Source organism: Vagococcus entomophilus, assembly GCF_003987595.1.
Classification (GTDB): domain Bacteria; phylum Bacillota; class Bacilli; order Lactobacillales; family Vagococcaceae; genus Vagococcus_E; species Vagococcus_E entomophilus.
Window position 1 is genome coordinate 76,099 of record NZ_NGJZ01000001.1, and the last position, 21,527, is coordinate 97,625.

Below are 21,527 nucleotides of genomic sequence, written 5' to 3' on the forward strand. Positions count from 1 at the left end.
GTAAACATAAGCTTTTTTTACCAAATTGGATAGGTTGTTAGACACTAAGGAGAAGGCTATTGAAAATAGTGAAAATTTACAATAATAATGTTGTTCTTTCTGAAAATGACCGTTATGAAGAAATAGTGGTGATGGGAAAAGGTCTTGCATTTCAAAAGAAAATTGGGATGAAGCTTGATTCAGAAAGGGTCGAAAAAATATTTGTGTTAAATGATCAGTCGGCTCCTAAAAATAAATGGGTAGAGCTTTTTTCAAATATTCCAGAAAAAGAGCTGCAAGTGATGCAACAAGTGCTCTTTTTCATCGAGCATCAGCTAGAGGAATCTTTTGAAGACAGCACGTACTTTGCTTTCATTGATCATCTGCATTATGCACTTGAGCGTTATCGACAACAGATGTTAATTTCAAATCCATTGATTTTTGAAATCAGAAAGTTTTATGCCAGAGAATTTGAGATTGCCAAGGATGCTTTAGAAATTATCAAAGATGAACTAGGAATTGAGTTACCAGAAGACGAGGCTGGCTTCATTACTTTCCATATTGTAAATGCAGTACAAAAAAATCAAGGTATGGCAATTACTATGGAAATCACTCGATTGGTAAAAGCCGTGCTGAGTATCATTAGTAAATTTTATGGGATTGTATTTGATGAGTCTTCTTTAAATTATCAACGAATTGTTACGCACATCTACTATTTTTTTCAACGAGTATTGACAGATGAGGCGAAGGTGGAGCAAGATGATTTTTTGTATGAAGTCATGCAAACAAAATATCTGAAAGCATTTGAGTGCGCCCTTAGAATCAAGACATATGTTGAAAACGAAAAAAATACAATAGTTTCTGAGTCCGAAATAGTCTACCTGACCCTTCATATTCAACGTGTTACCCAAGAAATAAGCAAATAACTCATATAGGATTGTTACTGTCAATCAGGCAAAACCTAGACGAACAAAAGATAGCATGATTGGTGCATGTTGTTTTTATTCGTTTAGTTTTTTTATTTTAAATGAAAGGGGGAAAATGATGGATAATCAGCAAATTGCCAAAGAAATCTTAGAATTAGTCGGGGGTGAGGCCAATGTTCAATCAGTTGTTCATTGTGCCACTCGGCTAAGATTTAAACTGAAAAATGCGAAAAAAGCTAATACAGAAAGCTTAAAGAAGCATTCAGAGGTCCTTCAAATCATTCAAAGTGGGGGACAATATCAAGTTGTTATAGGTTCTCATGTTAACGAGGTTTACAGTGAATTGATGAAAATAAGTACACTAGGTCAAGGGGGAGTGAAAACTTCAAATGATGAAAAAGGGAGCAGTTTGAATCAATTTATTGATGTTATTTCTTCTATTTTTCCCCCCTTTCTAGGTGCTATGGCAGGGACGGGAGTGTTAAAGGGTTTTTTGACACTAGCGGTGGCGCTAGGATGGATGAAAGCTTCTTCTGGTGAGTACCAAATACTGTTTGCATTAGCAGATGGGGTATTTACTTTTTTACCAATCATGTTAGCTTTTACAGCAGCTAAAAAGTTTGATACTAACCAGTATCTAGCTGTTACATTAGCTATGGCCCTGGTTTATCCTGCAATTACATCAGTTGCTGCAGCTGATTCGCAGCTCTTCTTCTTAGGAATACCAATTATTCTAGGAACGAGTGGGTATACTTCTTCTGTCATTCCCATTATTCTAGTTGTATTTATCCAAAAATATGTCGAACGTTTTTTTAAAAAAATTGTGCCTGATTTTTTGAAAATCATTTGTGTTCCATTATTTACACTCTTGTTCCTAGGACCGCTGGCATTTGTTGCGCTAGGACCAATTGGCACAGTCCTTGGCTATTTATTGGGTAGTGCGTACAACGGTATTTATTCCTTTAGCCCGCTGCTTGCAGGTGCTGTGATGGGGGGATTTTGGCAAGTATTTGTTATATTTGGAATGCATTGGGGATTTGTCCCAATCATGATGCTCAATTTAAATAGAGCTGGCTTTGATACAATGGTTCCTATGTTGCTTCCTGCAGTGATTGCGCAGGGTGGAGCTGCATTAGCCGTTTTTTTTCGGACCAAGAATATCAAACTAAAAGGGCTTGCTATTTCTTCTTTTATTACCTCCTTATTTGGAATTACTGAACCAACTGTCTATGGAGTCACCTTACCTCTAAAGAAACCTTTTTTGGCAGCGTGTATCTCTGGTGCGATTGGTGGAGCATTTGTTGGCTTGTCTCAAGTTAAAAATTATAGTTTTGGTTTGGTTAGCTTGCTGAGCTTACCAGGATTTATCAATCCCAAAACTTCCCAATTAGAAGGGATATATATGGCGGTTATTGGCATAATCATTGCCTTTTTAGGAGCGATTATGCTGACTTTAATCATGGGTTTTGAAGATTCGGCAGCATCGGTGGCAAGAAGAGAGCTAAAAGGACAAACGGCAGCTTCAAGATCTGTATTAAGTGAGCGTATTGTTTTAGCTAGCCCCTTAGATGGGAAGATTTTACCTTTAAGTAAAGTAGAAGATTCGGTCTTTTCTTCAGGCGCTCTTGGAAAAGGTGCGGCTATTCAGCCGACGAATGGAGAGTTATATGCACCAGCAGATGGAGTCATCACAACGGTATTTACTACTGGTCATGCTGTTGGAATGGTTACAGAGGATGAGGTTGAAGTTTTGATGCATATTGGGATTGATACAGTTGAAATGAAAGGAGAAGGGTTTGAATTATTCGTTTCACAAGGAGATTTTGTTAAAAAAGGAACATTACTTGTTCGATTTGATCTGGAAAAAATTGTGCAAGCAGGACATCCGGTTACGACGCCAATCGTTATTACTAATAGTAAAAATTTCTTAGATGTTGTGGAGGTGAAAGGGCCAGAAATCATTGCGCAATCAAGTTTTTTAACTATTATCAAATAATCAAAACGAAATGAAGGAGGAAAAATTGATGGAAAACAACAAATTTCCAAAAGGATTTTTATGGGGTGGCGCAACAGCAGCCAACCAGTTAGAAGGAGCTTATTTAACGGATGGAAAGGGACTGTCAGTAGCAGATACGATGCCTGGTGGAAAGAAAAAATTTGAAGTTTTAAAAAGCAAAGAGTTTGTCTGGACAATTGATGAGGCAACTTATTATTATCCAAATCACCAAGGGATTAATCATTACCACCACTACAAAGAAGATATTGCTTTGTTTGCTGAAATGGGCTTTAAATGCTATAGACTGTCGATTGCATGGAGTCGGATTTTTCCTAAAGGAGATGAACAAGAACCAAATCAAGCTGGACTAGAATTTTATGATCAACTTTTCGATGAATGTCTGAAGTATAATATTAAACCAGTTGTGACAATATCACATTATGAAATGCCCCTGCATTTGGTCACCAAATATGGAGGCTGGAAAAATCGTCAATTAGTCAAATTCTATGAGCATTATGCACGGGTAATCTTGACTCGTTATCATAAAAAAGTACATTATTGGATGACGTTCAATGAAATTAATGGTGCCTTTCATTTCCCAGCACTCAGTCAAGGGCTAGTCCCATCAAATGGTTCATTAGACAAGCAAATGATTTTTCAGGCATTCCATCACCAATTTGTAGCAAGCAGCTTAGCTGTAAAAATCGCGCATGAGCTTGATCCTAATTTGAAAATTGGGTGTATGATTCTTTACGCAACCACCTATGCTTTTGATTCGAATCCTAAAAACCAGTTAGCAGCATTACAAGAAAATCAGGAAATGAACTACTATTGCACGGATGTTCAAGTTAGAGGAGAGTATCCCACTTTTTCAAAACGTTTATGGAGAAAATATGGAGTTGAACAACCGCAATTCGAAGAGGGAGACTTGGCGCTACTAAGAGATTATCCAGTAGACTATATTGGATTTAGTTATTATATGTCAACAGTAGTGGATAAGGTAAGCACAACAGCAACAAGTGTCTCAGGCAATTTACTAGGAGGAGTAGCAAACCCATTCTTAAAAGCTAGTGAATGGGGGTGGCAAATCGATCCAACAGGCCTAAGGATTGCGCTAAATGAATTGTATGATCGTTACAAAAAGCCCCTTTTCATCGTAGAAAATGGGTTGGGTGCGTTTGATCAACCGGATGAGCACTACTATGTAGCGGATGATTATAGAATTGATTATTTGCGTTCACATATCGAGACGATGGCGGAAGCAATTGAAGATGGCGTGGACTTGATTGGCTATACTCCCTGGGGATGTATTGATTTAGTTAGTGCTTCTACAGGAGAAATGTCAAAACGTTATGGCTTTATTTATGTTGATCTAGACGATCAGGGACAGGGAAGTTTTGCACGGTATCGAAAAAAATCATTTTATTGGTATAAGAATATTATTACAACTAATGGAGCTGATTTAAAATAAAGCAAAACTTTTTGAAAAGCATATTGATAATAAAGGTTGCGCTCCCTTGTGATTCATGCTAATGTGATTTTAACATGCGCAGAATAATCTGCATAAATGCCGATAGGGAAGTTACACAAAACAAATAAAACCAAAACGGTTGGATGAAAGGAAAAAGAAAAATGGAACTGATACAAGGGAAAGACGGTATTGAATTGGTTCATAGTATGGGAAATTGGAAGCTGAAAAAAGAGATTGGCTTTTCACCAGTTGAAGCGTTAGTGGCAAGTATTGCGGCTTGTGGAACCTATGTCTATCAGTCCATTTTAAAAAAATCAGAAATTGGCTATGTACTTCTGGATGTAAGTGTGACTTACGAACGTTCTCAAGAGTTAAAAGCACAACCTTTACAATTGGTTCAAATTGAGTTCAAAATGAAAATTGCAGAAGAAAACCAAGAACGTGCCATTCGTGCACTTGAGTTGATTAACCGAAATTGTCCAGTTGTTCAATCGTTAAATGATGGTGTAAAAGTTTGTGAAAAATTAATTTTTGCGTAGCATAAACTATCAAAAAAAATGATTGGAGCTTGAATATGTCAACTTTACCAAATTGTCCAAATTGTAACTCGGAGTATACTTATGAAGATCGAGGCTTGTTTGTTTGCCCCGAATGTGCACATGAGTGGTCATCTGATACAGACCAAGAACCAGAAGAAACTGGATTGGTAGTGAAAGATTCTAATGGAAACATGCTCTCAGAAGGAGACAATGTAACAGTTATCAAAGATTTGAAAGTAAAAGGAAGTTCGACCCCATTAAAAATGGGAACGAAAGTAAAAAATATTCGTTTGGTCGAAGGAGATCACAATATTGATTGTAAAATTGATGGTTTTGGTCCAATGAAATTAAAGTCTGAATTTGTTAAAAAGAATTAAATAGGCAAGAACGAGTTTGGGATACTAAGAGCCTGAGACATAACTTTTGAGTTATGTTTCAGGCTCGCCTTTTTATTTAAAATGTTATTTTTTGTAAAAGTTCTATTTTTTATTAAAATAAATTCAAAAAAATATGCTAGACTAAGTACAATATAAAAAAAGTGAGGGAATAAAAATGGGAAGTTTTTACTTTGGCTTTGATCGAACGTTTATTTTAGTGATTATTGGGATGCTCTTATCCATGGCAGCATCAGGATATGTGAATTATACTTACCAAAAATACAGCAAAGTTCGCAACAAAAAGGGGTACACAGGAGAAGATGCTGCACGTTTTATTTTAAATTATTCTGGCATTCATAATGTTGGTGTGCAACAAATATCGGGTGATTTGACCGATAATTATAATGCACAAACAAAAGTGCTGAGTCTCTCCCAAGCTGTCGGACCCTCTAGTTCTGTGGCAGCTCTTGGTGTGGCAGCGCATGAATGTGGACATGCAGTACAAGACCAAGTGAATTATACACCGCTAAAATTGCGTGCAAGTCTGGTTCCAGTAGCGAACATAGGATCAACAGTTTCTATTCCATTAATTATTTTAGGAGTCATATTGGGAGGGAGCTCTCTTTTGATCAATATTGGGATTTTCTGTTTTTCTTTAGCGTTTTTATTCCAGGTCGTAACGTTGCCTGTAGAGTTTAATGCTTCAAGGCGGGCTCTTGCCATTTTAAAAGAAGGAAATATTTTAGATGCAGAAGAATTACCTATGGCGCGCCAAGTGTTGATTGCGGCAGCCCTAACATATGTAGCTGCTGCGGTAGCTACATTGTTGCAGTTAGTAAGGTTAATTATTCTTTTTGGCGGAAATCGTAGAGATGACTAGCGTTTTGATACCTGTTTTTTTTAGGGTATGGTATGATTGAGCTAGAAGAAAAAAGGAGCTGAAGATTTATGAAAACATCAACAAAGGTATTATTAGGAATTGGAGCGGTTGCATTTGTTGGGACTGTTTCAGCAGTTTTCATTTCTGAAAATGTGGTAAAAGAGATTAAATCGGCAAAAAAACGGTCAAAGATTAAACAATTTGTCAATAATACATTAGGTGGGAATCAAAAGCTGCTAACGGTGGTTAACGATTTATCAGAAGAAGAAGTCAGCTCTGTTTCAAACATTTTATCAAAAATTGAAGAAAGTAAGAAAAAAATCTCGGTTTCAGGTGATACTGCAAAAGAGGCATCTGAAAAAGCCAAAAATTTCTTGACTAATTTAGCAGATAATTGGTTATAAGCATTTAAAGCTTTTTAGCTTAAAAAAGGTTGGAAACTTTTCCGGCCTTTTTTTATTATAAAGATCAGCAATTTATTTGCAGTATGTGGTAACATATGAAAAGAAACAGATGAAAAGGAGTAATGGGGAGATGGAAAGGACCTCAACGTTAACAGAGGAAGAAAAAGAATTTTTCATGAATGAAGCAATTAACGAAGCGTACAAAGCACAAACACAGCAAGAGGTACCAATCGGCGCTGTTGTTGTTCTGGATGGGCAAATTATTGGTCGGGGACATAATCTAAGAGAAAAAACGAGAGATGCTACAAGCCATGCTGAAATGCAAGCAATACGTCAAGCTTGTCAACATGTAGCTAATTGGCGTCTTGAAAAAGCCCAATTGTTTGTAACGCTAGAACCTTGTCCCATGTGTAGTGGTGCGATGATACTTTCTAGAGTTTCTGAGGTTTATTTTGGTGCAAGTGATCAAAAAGCAGGTACAGCAGGAACGTTAATGAATTTATTGCAAGATGACAGATTCAATCACGTGGCTTATGTAGAGTCTGGAATTTTGGAGGAAAAGTGTGGGCAGCTGCTGACTAATTTTTTTCAAGTATTGAGACGACGAAAAAAAGAAGAAAAGATGAAAAAAAGACTGGATATCTAGACTGTGAAATGATACAATAGTTTTGCCGAAAGGCTAGAGCAATGGTGAGCTTATGAAGCGTGTCAGGTCCGGAAGGAAGCAGCACTAAGTAAGTTTTGCCATGTGCTTGATTAAATAACTTAGTTACAAGCCTTTTGGCTTATTTTTTTTGTTAAAAAGGCTAAGGCAAATCTTAGAAAGTTCCCGTGATTAGCAAAATATCATAATGAATAATAATGAGAGCACTCCTTGATCAAATATTCTTATCACAAACAGTATATCTAAAAACCCCTTTGCTCATAGCTAGCAAAGGGGTTTTATGGGCTACCAGCAAAAATTAGCTCGATGAAAACTCGCTCAACAGCAGTGTTTAAACTAGAGGAAAGGAGAAAATAGCAGTCCAAGGTAGATATATTCACTGATGATTTTTAAGAAATTGAAGATAAAGAATAAAGCCTATAATTAGTCAACTACGAACTCACGAATCAGGTTGTACTTCGTGAATGCTAGTATCGTTTTTTTACGATAAGCTTCTTGTGCTATAATGAAAGGGAAAAACGTGTCTGGAGGGTGGCAAGATGGGCAAAGAAGAACAAATGATGTTGGAAATAAGGCAAGTATTTAATAAAATGGCTTGGCTCAACAAATTAAAGATGGAAAAAGCTTTAGCGGGGCACAGTCCGTCTGAGGTTCATTGTATTGAATATATCGGCAAACATCCGGAAACGAATGTGACGCAGTTGGCAACAGCTTTTTTTATGACGAAGGGGGCTATTAGTAAACTAACGCAAAAGCTGATCAATAAAAAATTAATTGTCCGTTATCAAAAAAAAGAGAATAAAAAAGAAGTCTATTTTTGTTTAACCGATAAAGGGCATGAAATATTTGATATCCATGAAAAATTGCACCAAGAATTTCGTCAGCGAGATAAAGAAATATTGGATGAGCTCACACCAGAGCAAATTGACAAGGTATTAAGTTTTACAGAACGCTACAGTCAGCATTTGGACCTCGAAATAGCAAAAAAGCAATTTCCTGACAATAAATAGAGAGAGTAGAAAACAAACCAAGTAATGCAACACTTGATTTGTTTTTTTGTTGACTAAGAAACCAAAAAGAGTTATACTTTTTATGTTTCTTAGGAAACAAAAAGGAGAGGTTTAATGTCAACAAATAATCATCATTCTTTCTATGATAAAAGTTTTGGTAACAGACATGCACTAATATTTGGATTTGTTTCGGTCTTTTTGATTGCAATTGGTTTTAGTATTGTAAATCCTGTGGTTCCTTTTCTAGTCAAACCTTATGTTTTGGACACCAAGCAACAGGCCTTTTTTGTAACGCTACTTACGTCTGTTTATGCAGGCTGTATGTTTCTTTCTGCTCCTGTACTAGGGGCAATCAGTGACCGCTACGGTAGAAGACCAATCTTACTCACTAGTCTGTTGGGCTCGGCAATCGGATTGTTTATTTTTGGATTAGGGGGGAAGCTCTGGGTTCTGTTTTTAGGCCGCATAATTGAGGGGATATCAGGTGGCAGCATCGGGATGATTTTTGCCTACTTTGCAGATATTACTCCGAGCAATCAAAGGACTAAGTATTTTGGCTGGGCAAGTGCGATTGCAGGGATTGGTTCTGTTATGGGACCGACTATAGGGGGAATCCTAAGTAGTTTATTTAGCAATCAAGTCCCCTTTTATTTTGGTGCAATTCTAACGTTAGTCAATGTTGGATATGGTGCTTTCTTTATGCCGGAAAGTTTAAAAGAAGAAAATCGTTTGCTGAGCCTGACTCTAAAAAAGTTCAATCCGTTTTTACAATTAGCACAGGTGTTTTCACTAAAAATGGTCGGTCGCTTACTCTTTTCAGGTTTGTTATTGTGGATTCCAAATGGGGCCATGCAGGCGATTTTGGCTCAGTTCATCGTAGATATTTTTCATTCTAGAGCATTAATCATTGGCTTTATTTTTTCGATAATGGGGTTACAAGATATCATTTCTCAAGCTTTTTTCATGCCTCAATTATTAAAAAAATTTCATGATCGGCAGATTGTTTATATTGGGATTTTTGCTGAAATAGTAGGATATGTATGTATTGGGTTGTCAGCGTCCTTTGTTTCATTTCCGCTCTTTATTCTAGGCATGTTTTTCTTTGGGTTTGGTGATTCTGTTTTGTCTCCTGCTTTTAATGGCTTACTTTCAAAGTCGGCTCAGTCAAACGAACAGGGCAGCGTGCAAGGTGGTAGCCAAGCCGTTCAATCGTTGGCTAGAATTATTGGACCAATTGCAGGAGGGCAAGCTTATTTGGTTGTGAGCCAGGCGGCCCCCGCTTACTTTGGTGTTGTCTTTTTACTTGCGGCTATGTTCGTTCTTTTAAAGAAAAAATAGGGTGGGGGAAAAGTGTATGAATCTGATAAGTAAGCAAGAATCTATACAGATTTTTGTTCATTTCAGTTCATTTTTATAGGTGTTGTTTCTGTTAATATTGTTTATTCGGATAGTAAAAGCCAAGCTCATAACTTATGCGTTATGAGCTTGGCTTCTTTTGGTTATTTACTTTCATAAAATGAAATAAGCACGTTAAAAGCTTGTACCGCCGCCTCCGTGAGACTGGCCACCACTCGACATGTGAGTAGAACTTCCACCACCATCAGAGTCATTGTTTTTAGGAATAATTCTGGTGGTCATAAAGGTATCAACTAACAGGTCTTGTTGATCTTCGAGTGTCAAATCGCCTTTCTCTCGGTAAGGATAAGTGTAGGTCCCAGATTTTAGTTGATATCTTCTTAGGATACTAAAATAAAAAATACCTGCTGCGATGCCACCGATAAGGAATGCAACAAAAATTTTGAGTGGGGATAAAGAGTGAACTCGAAGTATTTTTCCAGTCTGTTCATCGTAACTTTTTCCGTTGGGAATGCCTTTTTGGTAGTATGAGTCAACGCCTTCAAGAAATAGTTCTACTCCTTTTGCTGGATTATTTTCACGAAGCGGAGTTTGTAAACGTGTCAATAAGGTATTGATACGCTTATCAGTAAGATAGGCAACCATTTTACCAGCAGTTGAAATTTGGATTTGTCGATTTTTCATATCAATCAATAGTAAGGCGCCACTTTTATTTTTTCCAACTCCATAGCCATTTTGATCATAATAATCATCTGCATACTCCGTATAACTTTTGCCATTTGTGCTATTCGTAGTGACAATTACGAGATCCATATTGACTGATTTTTTAACCGCTTGAACACTAGTTTCTAGTGATTGTTTTTGTTCACTGGTAAACAAGTTCGCTTGGTCTATGATACGAGTATCTGCCGCTTGAACACTTGCAGGAAGAAAAAAGAAGAAAACCCCGAAAAACAGAGCAATAAATGTCTTTTTCATAATAAATACCCCACAATCAAAGCTAAAATAAGAACGCTCAGAAAAACGCCAGCAGAAAATAATCCGAGTTTTAGTTTGTTAATGGGTAAAACTCCGCTTACCTTTCCGGTTTGGCCATTCATTGCATAATAGTAGACTTTTTTATCAGACCCTTTACTGCGGTACGTGACCAGCCAAACAGGGAGTAAGACATAATCTTGCTGTTGTTTGATTAAATCAACAGAGGATTCTCGCTGAAAAACCGTTGTATAGCCATAAATCGTATCAGAAAGTAGCTCTGCTGAGTAATGGTTAAGCTCGTGCTTGACTTCTTCATCCATACTAGCATATTCGATATCTCTTTTTTCGGCCTGAAATCCAGCCAGATATTCAGTTTGAAAGGGAAGGGCTTCTTCAAGAGTGAACGGCTGGACTGCTTCAACCATTTTTTGTGGCGTATTTTTTGATAATGCATTTTTGGTTAAGTCTTTAAACGAAATAGCTCCCTTACGAAAAAGGGAAAACTTTTTCGTTTGAGTATATTCCACATCGCCCACTACCCAAACACTGACAGAATTGGCTAAAGCAGATAATTCGCCTGTTAGCTCTGCGTGAACGTTCCAATAGGGAAAATAGACCCCCGTCAAATTTTCAACTTGTTTTTTGCTGAAAAAATCTTTTGGAATGAACTTTTTCTTCCTTGTCCAAGATAAAAAATTTTCAGTTGCTTCTTCTTTGGTAATTTGAAAAGGAACTAAAGATTGAGGCAAAAACTCGCCACTGAGTCTTCCAGAAAGAACTACTGGATTATGGCAATAGTAGCAGTAAGTTGCTGCGGTAGTTGCATCAGTGACAATTTCAGCACCACAACTAGGGCATAAAAATAAAGAGGCTTCACCTGCACCAGCTTGTTGTGAACTAAAGGTGGTAGAGTTAGTTGGTTCTTTAGTTTCTGTTGCGACAGAGTCTGTAGGTTTTTTTTGAATGAACAAATCAGCTTCGGTATAAGTGTTGCCACAGTACTCGCAATGAAACAGTTGATTTTTAGGATCAAAAAGTAAAGGACCGTCACAATTGGGACATTTATGTGTGATTACAGTTTCGCTCATAGAAATTGTCCTTTCATCATTAATCTAATGGTAAACCTTGAAATGGTTGCCCACACTCAGGGCAAAATTTTGGTAACTTACTCGTGATAGTAACGACCTGTTTGCAAGCGCTACAGCGCATTTGTATACCACCAGAAGCTTGTGGTTCTTGGTGCTGTGCTGCTCGTTGCTCGTTTTGTGCCTGAATTTGTTGCTGATTGCTTTCGGAAGCTTGTGCAAAAAATCCACCAGTAGCATTCATTCCTGCATTCATTCCCATAAATCCGGCCATGCTTCCATTAGGATTAGAGCCGGCGTTTTCCATGCCTTTGGCAATTGAGCCTTGAACAAATCCTTCACGGATAGATGGATCCCCGAGCATCGCCCCTTGGTTGCGCATGTTGATTAATTTAGTTGAATCGTCGGTGTAAGAAATACTCGCTACAGCAACCGAGACGATTTCCATTCCTCGCATAGAGCGCCAGTCTTCGTCCAACACATTCGCCATATACTTACTTAATTCCATACTTTTTGAAGGAACGTAAGAGATACGCTCGCCTGCAGCGGACATTTGGTTGATCGAAGTTTGAAGAGCTGTCAAAAATTCAGCAAGGTATTGTTCATTGATGTCACTAATATCGACAGTGTCTAAATTCCTTGGAATGGCTTCTTTAAAAAATAATATAGGATCGACAATTCGAATTGAGTAGTTGCCGTGAGCACGTAAAAACAATTCAGCATTGTAAAAATTATCAAAATAGTTAAGGGGGCTACTTGTCCCAAATTTGATGCCTTTGATTTCTTGTAAATTAATATAATAAACAGTTTGTTTTTGAGGAGTGACACCGCCGAACTTGAACCGGCTAAACGATTCCTCAATCGCACTTTTGAGGTTTCCGGTAAACATGGAAGGCGCTTTTTGATTATCCACAGTGTAGTAACCTTCTTCAGCAGTATAATCAATAATCTTACCGCCATCTACTAATAACATCATTGTGTTTGGATAGACATGAATAACAGAACCATCAGAGATGACGCCCTCGGTCCCCTTTTTGTTAGAGCCACGACGATCATTTTGGCGAACGGCTACGCCAGATGTCATAACGGTCGAGCCGGAAAGTTCATCTGGTTCAATGACCTCTAGCCATTGATCAGCCAAACCGCCTCCAACTGCACTTGTTGCTGCTTTTATAAGACCCATAATAGTTACTCCTTTAATTTTTATTTATTGTTTCTATTGTACCATATTCTATTGTAGAAAATTTTATTTTAGCCAATAATCAGTCTTAAGCATGAGAAAAAAGAAGATAGAGGAATTGGAAACGAGGTGGTAATTTTAACAGAAATCCCTTATAATATAGAAGATAGATTTCTGAGAAGAGGAGAATGGATATGGCTTATCAAGCGTTATACCGAGTATGGCGTTCCCAACGTTTTGGGGATGTTGTTGGACAAAAAACGGTCACGCAAACTTTGAAAAATGCAATTGTTCAACAAAAAATTTCTCATGCCTATCTATTCACAGGACCTAGAGGAACAGGGAAGACAAGCGCGGCAAAAATTTTTGCCAAGGCTGTCAATTGCCATCATGCAGTTGATGGGGAACCATGTAACGAGTGTGAGATATGCCGCTCTATTACTGAGGGTAGCTGTAGCGATGTGATTGAGATTGATGCGGCAAGTAATAACGGAGTAGAAGAAATTCGTGATATTCGTGAAAAGGTCAAATATGCACCGACACAAGCAGACTATAAAGTCTATATTATTGATGAGGTTCATATGCTTTCTACTGGGGCATTTAATGCGTTACTAAAGACGCTAGAAGAACCACCCAAAAATGTGATTTTTATATTAGCCACAACTGAACCACATAAAATTCCAGCGACGATTATTTCTAGAACACAGCGTTTCGATTTTAGACGAATAGCTACTCAAGATATTGTCGAACATATGCGCTTTATACTAGAAGAATTAAAGATTAAGTACGAGGATCAGGCGTTGTATGTGATTGCTCGAGCTGCTGAGGGTGGAATGCGCGATGCACTGAGCATTTTGGACCAAGGAATCTCGTTTAGTGAAGAAGGCTTAACGGTCTCAAGTGCCATGCAAGTAACGGGAAGTTTGACACACGAGATGATGGATCATTATCTTGAATGTTGCGTGGATGGAAGTGTTGAGCAAGCTTTAGAAGTTCTAGAGGTCTTATTAAATGAAGGAAAAGAAGGTAGTCGGTTTTTAGAGGACTTATTGCTGTACTGTCGTGATTTATTGATGTTCCAACAAGCACCTAAATTGCTTGAAGAAAAATCAGGACAAACCACTGAAAAGTTTCAAATTTTGGCCAAAACTATGCCAGTTGAAACCATTTATCACTTTATTAATATTTTAAATGAAACACAAGGAGAATTGAAATTTAGTAACCATCCCAATATTTATTTAGAGGTTGCCACAGTCAAACTCGCTACTGGGACAAAAGCGGCGTCTACGTTACAGCTATCAGATAAACAGGTGGCAAGCACTGAAAGTGAGCATGTCTCTCAAGAAATTTTGGAGTTACAACAGACGATTCAAAAATTAGCAGCAGAGGTTAAGCACTTAAAAGAACAAGGAGTAGCGAGTACGGGTGCTGCTCCAACGTCTAATCAAAGTCAACCACACAGTAAAAAAGCGACTATACAAAAATATAGAGTGCCAAAAGAGCGTGTCTATCAGGTTCTATCACAAGCAACAAGAGAGCATTTAATCAAGGTGAAAGAGGTTTGGGAAGATGTGCTTGATTTGCTTTTGGTCACGCAACGAGCGGTGTTAAAAGCAAGTGATGTTGTCGCTGCAAGTCCGAATGGGATGGTGGTGTCGTTTGATTATGAAATTTTGTGCCAACGGGCTTCGGAGGATACAGAATTACAAGATTCATTGCAAGCTGCGCTTGAAAAGCTTGCACACTATACGCCAGCGATTGTTTGTATTCCAAGCGAGTCCTGGGGTGGGCTGAGAAAGGAATTTTTAAGCCAAAATCAATCAGATAAATCAATTCAATATACAACTGTACCAGAAGAAAATACACAAGAACAAACTGTGCAAGAAGAATCAAGGCATGTGGTCGAAGAAGCAGTCAATCTCTTTGGCCAAAACAGTGTGGAAGTATTGGATGATTAATAAAATTTAAAGGAGAATAAACTATTATGATGCGTGGAATGGGAAATATGCAAGGAATGATGAAACAAGTTCAAAAGATGCAAAAGGAAATGGAGGCGGCACAAGCTACTCTAAACGCCAAAGAGTTTACAGGGGAAGCGAGCAATGGTCTCGTAACAGCCACATTTACAGGAGATAAAAAAATGACAGACTTGGTCATTAAGCCAGAGTTGATTGATCCAGAAGATCCAGATATGCTCCAAGACTTAATGATTGTTGCAGTGAATGATGCATTAGCTAAAATTTCAAAAGAGACAGAAGCAACAATGGGAAAATATGCAAAAGGGATTCCAGGATTATAGAAAAAACCACCTATAACGTAAGGAAAGTGGAACAATGTGATTTTTACGGTTGTTCCGCTTTTTTATGTGAAATTTAAGAGTAGAAAAAGCAAAAATGCTATTTTTAGAGGGAATATGGTAAAATATGAAGGATTATAATGAAAGAATAGTTTATGGAAAGAAGGACAAGAGATGCAGTACCCAGCTCCGATTGCAAAACTAATTGAGAGCTATATGAAGTTACCAGGAATTGGTGCTAAAACAGCCGCTCGATTGGCTTTTTATACAATAGAAATGAATGAAGATGATGTAACCACTTTTGCTAAGTCTTTAATCAGTGTCAAAAGAGACTTACATTATTGTAGTATCTGCGGGAATATAACAGAAGAAGACCCCTGCGAGATTTGTGCGGATAATACAAGAGATAAAAGTGTTATTTTGGTAGTCGAAGAAACAAAAGACGTGATGGCTCTTGAAAAAATGCGAGAGTATCAAGGCTTGTATCACGTGTTGCATGGTGTTTTGTCTCCAATGGACGGGACAGGACCAGATGATATAAACATTGCTTCGTTAATTAATCGACTTCATGATGCCAAGGTTAAAGAAGTGATTATTGCAACTAATGCAACAACCGAGGGCGAAGCAACAGCAATGTATCTTTCCCGTTTAATTAAGCCAGCAGGAATCAAGGTCACGCGTCTAGCTCATGGTCTTTCAGTTGGTAGTGATATAGAATATGCGGACGAAGTGACCTTACTTAAAGCAGTTGAGGGTAGACGTGAACTATAGGCTAGTAGTCAAAAGTATGGAATAAGCAATGGAGGAATGAAAATCGTGCAAGGAATCTTTATTACATTAGAAGGGCCAGATGGAGCAGGCAAAACGAGTGTCATTCAGCAGTTAGTCCCTTTACTAAAGGAAAAATCCAAGGTAGAAATTGTCGTAACAAGGGAACCTGGTGGAATTGAAATTGCTGAAAAAATTCGCCAGCTGATTTTGGATCCTAAAAATACCGATATGGATATTCGAACAGAGGCATTGCTCTATGCTGCGGCTAGAAGGCAACATCTTATTCAAAAAATTTTACCAGCATTGCATCAAGGAAATATTGTGTTGTGTGACCGTTTTGTCGATAGTTCTCTTGCTTATCAAGGTGCAGGAAGAAAAATCGGAGTAGAAGAGGTTGCCAAAATTAATGAGTTTGCAACGCAAGGAGTCCAACCCGGTACAACCCTATATCTAAATGTAGACTCTGATACGGGATTAGGCAGAATCAAAAAAGGAAGAAAAGTAGCGGAACAAGATCGCTTGGATATTGAAAAACCATCCTTCCACAAACGAGTACAAAAAGAATATTTAGTACTTGCGTCCGAACACCCAGAACGAATAATTACGATTGATGCGCATGTTTCCTTAGACCAAGTGGTTCAATCATGTTATGATAGTATCATAAAAAAATATCCCGATTATTTTGCATGAGGGTAGAAGAAAGGTGAAAAAAATGAAACTAATTTTAGCGATTGTTCAAGATAAAGATAGCAACCGTTTGTCAAACGAGTTTGTTGACGCCAATGTTCGTGCAACAAAATTATCAACAACTGGTGGATTTTTAAAATCGGGAAATACAACATTTATTATTGGAATAGAAGATGAACGAATTAATGAGGTGCTTGAAATCATTAAAAATATTTGTCAATCAAGAGAGCAGTTTGTCACGACTCCTGTTAGTTTAGATATTTCTGTTGACAGTCATATGCCTTATCCAATTGAGGTTCAAGTAGGTGGAGCTACGGTATTTGTGATGCCAGTCGATAGTTTCCATCAATTTTAAGATAGTAAGCAGATGGATAGAATGGATTTTGGAAAGCTACAGCCTCGTGTCTTTACTCAATTAAAAAAGAGCTTGAAAGACCAACGGATCGGTCATGCCTATCTTTTTGAAGGAGAACAAGGGACGGGAAAAAAAGAGCTGGCACGTTGGATGGCACAAGCAATCTTTTGTCTTTCAAGCCTACCAGATAAGTGTCCTTGTATGAAATGTACAAATTGCACTCGGATTGAATCTGGCAATCATCCTGATGTCTTAACGGTTGTACCTGATGGTCAAACGATTAAGGTCGACCAAATTAGAGAAATGAAAGCAGCGTTCAATAAGAGTGGTGTAGAAACCAATAAAAAAGTCATGATTGTTGAAGATGCAGACAAAATGACGACCAATGCAGCGAATAGTTTACTTAAGTTTTTGGAAGAACCTGAGGGTCAAATGCATGTCTTTCTTTTGACCAAAAATAAAGCACGTATTTTACCGACAATTCAGTCACGTTGCCAAATTTTGTCTTTTCAGCCATTACCAAAACATTATGTGCAAGAAGCGCTAATAGCAGAGCACGTTTCTAAAGGGGTAGCGGTACTTCTTTCTAAGTTGACGAATAGTTTAGAAGAAGCGCAAAACTATGCTAAAGATGCATGGTTTGAAGAGGCTAGAGGTGTTTCAAAGCAGTGGTTTGATTATTTAATTGAATGTGACGACTTAGCGTTTATCTATGTTCAAAAGCAGTTAATCAAAACCTTTAAAGAAAAACCGCAGCAACAGTTATTATTTGAGTTGCTATTGATTCGGTATCGTGATATGTTATTTGAAGAAGCTACAAATGAAGACGTAGCTTTATTACAACCAAAAAAACAAAAGAAACTTACACAAATACAGCTATTGACTAGTGTGGAAGAACTATTATCTAGTCGAAAAAAATTAGATCGAAATGTTGGCTTCCAAAATGTGTGTGAGCAACTAGCATGGCGACTGATTAAGAATAACTAGTAGGGCAATAAAGGAGAGAAGACTGTGATAGAAGTTGTGGGTGTACGCTTTAAATCTGCTGGACACATTTATTATTTTACTCCTGGAAAAAAAGAGTATTCATATAAGCAAAAAGTGTTAGTCGAAACACAACAATGTAAACAGATTGCTGAGGTTGCAATTCCTAAAAAAGAATTTGAACCAGAAGATCTCCCTGAGGAAATAAAGCCTATATTGAGCGAAGCAACGCATGAAGATTTAAAAAAAGAACAGAAAAATTCTGAAGATGCAAGAGAAGCTTTTGTTGTCGGCAAAAAGATGATTCATAAGCATCATCTAGAAATGAAACTCATCAAAGTAGAATATACATTTGACCGCAGCAAACTGATTTTTTATTTTACAGCTGATGGTCGGATTGATTTCCGTGAGTTAGTAAAAGATTTGGCCGCTATTTTCAAGACAAGAATTGAATTGCGTCAGATTGGCGTCAGAGATGAAGCGAAGATTTTGGGTGGAATCGGTCCTTGTGGTAGACAGTTGTGCTGTTCAACTTTTTTAGGAGATTTTGTCCCGGTATCAATTAAGATGGCAAAAGACCAAAATTTATCATTAAATCCAACCAAAATTTCTGGGTTGTGTGGCCGTTTGATGTGTTGTTTACAGTATGAAAATGATCAGTATGAAGAAGCAAAAAAAGAACTTCCAGACTATGGTACAGAAGTCCTAACGCCAGATGGAAAGGGAAAAGTCATTGGGTTAAATTTGTTAAGCCGTGTTATCAAAGTCAAACTATTCGATCGTTTGACGCCGTTAGACTATGATAATGCAGAATTGCAAATTTTAAAAACGAAAAATGGCCGAAGTAAAACAACAGGTAAAAACGAAAAGGAAGATTCTCATGGATAAAAGAACTTTATATGATGAATTTGATCACCTAGAAGCCGAGATTAAACAATTTTCTTATCGCTTATCTGGGATGAAGGAAACAATGGCTGAACTGATGGAAACAAATGTCAGTTTGGAAATAGAGAATAAACATCTGCGGGAACGATTATTTGAGCTTGAAGCGACGCAAAATATGAGTAGCTCCAGTAAACAAGAACTTTCTAAGTCTAGAATGAACTTGGAAAAGTTGTATGAAGAAGGCTTTCACGTCTGCAATGTTTACTATGGCTCACGTAGAGAGAACAACGAAGAATGTGCTTTTTGTTTAGATGTTATTTACGGGGAACGTAAATAGTTAGTTGCCAAAAGAAGGATCCATTAAGTGTGGTCGAGAAGAAACTCTTGCTGAGTTCTCTCGCCCTTTTTTGTAAGGAGAATAAAAATGCAAAAGCAAAAAAGTTTTGATAAAGAACAAATCAAGGGAACACTGTACTTGATCCCTACTCCCATAGGAAATTTGGAAGACATGAGTTTTCGCTCTATTCGCATGTTAAAAGAAGTGACACTAATAGCAAGTGAAGATACTCGAAATACACAAAAACTTTTAAATCATTTTGAGATACAAACACCACAAATAAGCTTTCATGAACATAATTATCAAGAAAGAATTCCAAAACTAATTGAGCAGCTCAACAGGGGAGAGAGTATCGGACAAGTGAGCGATGCAGGCATGCCTTGTGTCAGTGACCCAGGTATGGATTTGGTAAAAGCTTGTATTGCAGAAGAAATTCCGGTTGTATCGCTACCAGGACCTACTGCTGGATTAACTGCTTTGATTGCTTCTGGTTTGGTAGTTCAACCATTTATATTCCTAGGCTTCTTGCCAAGAAAGAAAAATGAGCAAAAGAAATTCTTGCAGGACTATCTTAGTCGTCAAGAGGCCATGATATTTTACGAGTCACCGTACCGTGTTAAGCAGACAATGATGATGTTCCAAGAGGTTTTTGGTTCAAAAAGACAAGTTGTTATTTGCAGAGAATTAACCAAAATTCATGAGGAATACCTTCGTGGGACGGTATCGGAAATTTTAAGTTATCTACAAGAAAATGAATTGAAAGGTGAATGTTGCCTTCTGCTTGAAGGAATTTCTAAAGAAGAAATAGACAGTCAAAAAGAACAAGAAATTGCTTCATGGGGAGAATTTTCAATTGTTGAGCATGTTGATTTCATTGTAGAAACTGAAGAGATTAGCACAAATGAAGCAATTAAAAAAGTTGCAAAGCAGCGAGAAATGAAAAAACAAGAAGTATACAAAGCGTTTCATCAATAATTGGTATAGGATTAACACTTTGAACAAGTGTTATCCTATTTTTTTGCTTTATTTTTAATAATGTTAAAAAATAGATAGAAATACCTGGTGTTTAATGTTAGAATATATAACATGAAGGTTAGTTATTGATTTTTTGAAGGGAGTTTTGCTTATGAATTCAGGAGATAGTGCGTTTATTTTAATTTGTTGTACGTTGGTATTTTTAATGACTCCAGGATTGGCTTTTTTTTACGGAGGATTGGAAAAAAGAAAAAACATCCTAAATACCATGCTGATGTCGATTTTTGTGTTAGGTTTAGCATCTGTTCTATGGATTGGTATAGGTTATACTCTTTCTTTTAGTGGTGATGGAAAATGGATTGGAAATTTCAGTAAAGTATTTTTTGAGAATGTTTCGCTCAGCAGTGGCTTAGACAAAAATGCGACTATTCCAGAAGGACTGTTCGGTGGATTCCAAATGATGTTTGCTTTGATTACAGCTGCTATTTTGACAGGGTCTGTGGTTGGAAGAATGAAATTTTCGGCTATTTTTATATTTATTGCATGTTGGTCTGTCTTTGTTTATTATCCCTTAGCCCATATGGTATGGGGGGGAGGATTCTTAGCTCAGATTGGTTCTATTGATTTTGCTGGAGGAAATGTGGTACATATTAGTTCTGGCGTTTCTGGACTGATTTTAGCGTTGGTTCTAGGGAAACGTTTGAAACAAAAAGAGGTAGAAAATATCCCACATAATATTCCGTTTGTTGTTTTGGGAGCAGGAGTTCTGTGGTTTGGCTGGTTTGGGTTTAATGCGGGGAGTGCACTAGGAGCAAATGCTCAAGCAGTACATGCGTTGCTGACAACCAATACGGCCGCAGCCACAGCTATGCTTTCTTGGATGGCAATTGAAAGTATACTCAATAAAAAAGTGACCATTGTAGGGGCTTGTACTGGCGCAGTTGTTGGACTTGTAGCCATTACCCCCGGCGCAGGCTTTGTTCCACTTTGGAGTTCTTTTGTGATTGGCGCACTGGTCAGCCCAATCTGTTATTATGTGATCAATGTTCTGAAAGAAAGACTTGGTTTTGACGATGCTTTAGATGCTTTTGGATGTCACGGCGTTGGAGGAATCTTTGGTGGCATTGCGACGGGAATCTTTGCACAAAAAAAGGTCGGTGGATATGAAGGTTTATTATATGGTGGAGGTCATTTGTTTGTGGCACAGCTAGAAAGTATTCTTTTTACGATTGCTTTAGCTAGTATTGCCAGTTTTGTGATTATTCAATTGATCAAACGATTTATGCCTATCCGTGTCACAGAAGCAGAAGAGGCCATTGGATTAGATATCTCAGAACATGGTGAAGTTGCTTATTTTAGTCAAGAAACCAAATAAAATAATAGAAAAAACAG

23 protein-coding genes and 1 other RNA gene are annotated in these 21,527 nt (G+C 37.6%); 21 read left to right on the forward strand and 3 right to left on the reverse strand.

The genetic code is table 11. The annotated features are described in order from the left end of the window. Positions 1–59: 59 nt before the first annotated feature. From licT to CBF30_RS00400, 11 genes are all read left to right on the forward strand, one after another. Complete coding sequence (licT, locus tag CBF30_RS00350; protein ID WP_126821637.1) at positions 60–905, forward strand: BglG family transcription antiterminator LicT; 846 nt, start codon at positions 60–62, stop codon at positions 903–905. A 115-nt stretch (positions 906–1,020) separates the two neighbouring features. Next, positions 1,021–2,901, forward strand: coding sequence for a beta-glucoside-specific PTS transporter subunit IIABC (locus CBF30_RS00355; RefSeq protein WP_126821638.1), 1,881 nt, complete (start codon positions 1,021–1,023; stop codon positions 2,899–2,901). 28 nt (positions 2,902–2,929) lie between these two features. Continuing rightward, positions 2,930–4,372 (forward strand): glycoside hydrolase family 1 protein, encoded by a 1,443-nt coding sequence (locus CBF30_RS00360; protein WP_126821639.1) that lies wholly within the window; start codon positions 2,930–2,932, stop codon positions 4,370–4,372. Between the two features lie 161 nt (positions 4,373–4,533). Continuing rightward, positions 4,534–4,911, forward strand: a complete 378-nt coding sequence (locus CBF30_RS00365) for an OsmC family protein (RefSeq protein ID WP_126821640.1) — start codon at positions 4,534–4,536, stop codon at positions 4,909–4,911. 35 nt (positions 4,912–4,946) lie between these two features. Next, on the forward strand, positions 4,947–5,288 hold the full coding sequence (locus CBF30_RS00370) for a zinc ribbon domain-containing protein YjdM (protein ID WP_126821641.1): 342 nt from the start codon (positions 4,947–4,949) through the stop codon (positions 5,286–5,288). Positions 5,289–5,463: 175 nt separating this feature from the next. Continuing rightward, the gene (locus CBF30_RS00375) at positions 5,464–6,168 is read left to right on the forward strand and encodes a zinc metallopeptidase (RefSeq protein ID WP_126821642.1); all 705 of its coding nucleotides are present in this window, start codon (positions 5,464–5,466) and stop codon (positions 6,166–6,168) included. A gap of 68 nt (positions 6,169–6,236) precedes the next feature. Continuing rightward, the gene (locus tag CBF30_RS00380; protein WP_126821643.1) at positions 6,237–6,572 is read left to right on the forward strand and encodes a hypothetical protein; all 336 of its coding nucleotides are present in this window, start codon (positions 6,237–6,239) and stop codon (positions 6,570–6,572) included. Positions 6,573–6,702: 130 nt separating this feature from the next. Then, positions 6,703–7,218 carry a tRNA adenosine(34) deaminase TadA gene (gene tadA / locus CBF30_RS00385; protein ID WP_126821644.1) on the forward strand — a complete coding sequence of 172 codons (516 nt, stop codon included), beginning with the start codon at positions 6,703–6,705 and terminating at the stop codon, positions 7,216–7,218. Positions 7,219–7,248: 30 nt separating this feature from the next. After that, positions 7,249–7,335, forward strand: an RNA gene (gene ffs / locus CBF30_RS00390) — signal recognition particle sRNA small type. Positions 7,336–7,775: 440 nt separating this feature from the next. Beyond that, entirely contained in the window at positions 7,776–8,246 is a 471-nt protein-coding gene (locus CBF30_RS00395) for a MarR family winged helix-turn-helix transcriptional regulator (protein WP_126821645.1), read from the forward strand. A gap of 114 nt (positions 8,247–8,360) precedes the next feature. Next, positions 8,361–9,584 carry an MFS transporter gene (locus CBF30_RS00400; protein WP_126821646.1) on the forward strand — a complete coding sequence of 408 codons (1,224 nt, stop codon included), beginning with the start codon at positions 8,361–8,363 and terminating at the stop codon, positions 9,582–9,584. Between the two features lie 192 nt (positions 9,585–9,776). Here the strand turns inward: CBF30_RS00400 and CBF30_RS00405 are convergent, their stop codons facing one another. Genes CBF30_RS00405 through CBF30_RS00415 form a run of 3 tightly spaced genes read right to left on the reverse strand, consistent with a single transcriptional unit; the run spans position 9,777 to position 12,848 of the window. Beyond that, positions 9,777–10,580, reverse strand: coding sequence for a TPM domain-containing protein (locus tag CBF30_RS00405; RefSeq protein ID WP_126821647.1), 804 nt, complete (start codon positions 10,578–10,580; stop codon positions 9,777–9,779). Continuing rightward, entirely contained in the window at positions 10,577–11,668 is a 1,092-nt protein-coding gene (locus CBF30_RS00410; RefSeq protein ID WP_126821649.1) for a TFIIB-type zinc ribbon-containing protein, read from the reverse strand. Before CBF30_RS00410 ends, CBF30_RS00405 begins: the two co-directional genes overlap by 4 nt. Positions 11,669–11,687: 19 nt before the next feature. After that, a complete protein-coding gene (locus CBF30_RS00415; RefSeq protein WP_126821651.1) occupies positions 11,688–12,848 on the reverse strand; it encodes an SPFH domain-containing protein in 1,161 nt (386 codons plus the stop codon). A 191-nt stretch (positions 12,849–13,039) separates the two neighbouring features. On the opposite strand from CBF30_RS00415, the gene dnaX reads away from it, so the two are divergent. The 10 genes from dnaX to CBF30_RS00465 all read left to right on the forward strand — a co-directional run bounded on the left by dnaX (position 13,040) and on the right by CBF30_RS00465 (position 21,510). Beyond that, positions 13,040–14,803 carry a DNA polymerase III subunit gamma/tau gene (gene dnaX / locus CBF30_RS00420; protein ID WP_126821653.1) on the forward strand — a complete coding sequence of 588 codons (1,764 nt, stop codon included), beginning with the start codon at positions 13,040–13,042 and terminating at the stop codon, positions 14,801–14,803. A 26-nt stretch (positions 14,804–14,829) separates the two neighbouring features. Beyond that, on the forward strand, positions 14,830–15,144 hold the full coding sequence (locus tag CBF30_RS00425) for a YbaB/EbfC family nucleoid-associated protein (protein ID WP_126821655.1): 315 nt from the start codon (positions 14,830–14,832) through the stop codon (positions 15,142–15,144). Positions 15,145–15,315: 171 nt separating this feature from the next. After that, complete coding sequence (gene recR, locus CBF30_RS00430; protein ID WP_126821657.1) at positions 15,316–15,912, forward strand: recombination mediator RecR; 597 nt, start codon at positions 15,316–15,318, stop codon at positions 15,910–15,912. A 45-nt stretch (positions 15,913–15,957) separates the two neighbouring features. Continuing rightward, entirely contained in the window at positions 15,958–16,602 is a 645-nt protein-coding gene (tmk, locus tag CBF30_RS00435) for a dTMP kinase (RefSeq protein WP_126823694.1), read from the forward strand. Positions 16,603–16,624: 22 nt separating this feature from the next. After that, the gene (locus CBF30_RS00440; RefSeq protein WP_126821659.1) at positions 16,625–16,954 is read left to right on the forward strand and encodes a cyclic-di-AMP receptor; all 330 of its coding nucleotides are present in this window, start codon (positions 16,625–16,627) and stop codon (positions 16,952–16,954) included. Positions 16,955–16,966: 12 nt separating this feature from the next. After that, positions 16,967–17,941, forward strand: a complete 975-nt coding sequence (gene holB / locus CBF30_RS00445; protein WP_245974980.1) for a DNA polymerase III subunit delta' — start codon at positions 16,967–16,969, stop codon at positions 17,939–17,941. A gap of 24 nt (positions 17,942–17,965) precedes the next feature. Continuing rightward, positions 17,966–18,826, forward strand: coding sequence for a PSP1 domain-containing protein (locus tag CBF30_RS00450; protein WP_126821661.1), 861 nt, complete (start codon positions 17,966–17,968; stop codon positions 18,824–18,826). Continuing rightward, positions 18,819–19,160, forward strand: coding sequence for a DNA replication initiation control protein YabA (locus tag CBF30_RS00455; RefSeq protein WP_126821663.1), 342 nt, complete (start codon positions 18,819–18,821; stop codon positions 19,158–19,160). The genes CBF30_RS00450 and CBF30_RS00455 overlap by 8 nt, the downstream gene beginning before the upstream one ends. 87 nt (positions 19,161–19,247) lie before the next feature. Further along, entirely contained in the window at positions 19,248–20,135 is an 888-nt protein-coding gene (gene rsmI / locus CBF30_RS00460; protein WP_126821665.1) for a 16S rRNA (cytidine(1402)-2'-O)-methyltransferase, read from the forward strand. A gap of 151 nt (positions 20,136–20,286) precedes the next feature. Next, on the forward strand, positions 20,287–21,510 hold the full coding sequence (locus CBF30_RS00465) for an ammonium transporter (RefSeq protein WP_126821667.1): 1,224 nt from the start codon (positions 20,287–20,289) through the stop codon (positions 21,508–21,510). Positions 21,511–21,527 lie beyond the last annotated feature (17 nt).